We start from the raw sequence: 477 nt of genomic DNA, 5'->3' as shown, positions 1-477 counted from the left end.
TGCTGAACTGCTGGCACAAACAGGTAGTAGCAACAGCAGTGGTGATTCAGCGGGGTACCAATATAAAACGGAAACTTCAGGGCATGCAAAAGGAACTGATGGAACATGTACGGTGGAGTATGATTTTGAACAAACACAATGCTTTGGTACAGGATCAGTATCTTGTTCGCCTTCTTATATAATAAGTAATTGTCAAGACTCAGGTTGTGCACCTGGTCAAGGATGTTGATGCCTGAACTTAATTAAATATTGATCTCAGCAAGTTATTTGAACAAGTAACTTGCTGTTAATCCATGAGTATTAAAAAATGAAAATCTATTATAGTATATGTATCATATTATTGTTTGGTTGTATAGAATCTAAACAACCAACCGATGCTAACATTGAAGTTATAAAAATTCCTGAAACCCCGGAGGAAAAGGTACAATCTACGGAGTATTTCAATAATTACGAAATAATACCACTGGAAACAAATGT

The 477-nt window shown here is 35.8% G+C and carries 1 protein-coding gene; it reads left to right on the top strand.

Features of this window, described 5'->3' with window-relative positions:
* Positions 1-182 (top strand): hypothetical protein (locus tag AC04NP_RS30650; protein WP_482863945.1); only part of this gene is annotated, 182 nt, incomplete at its 5' end.
* Between the last annotated feature and the right edge of the window lie 295 nt (positions 183-477).

This window comes from Agaribacillus sp. DX54 (genome assembly GCF_056858335.1).
This window is presented reverse-complemented; position numbering and strand designations above follow the sequence as displayed.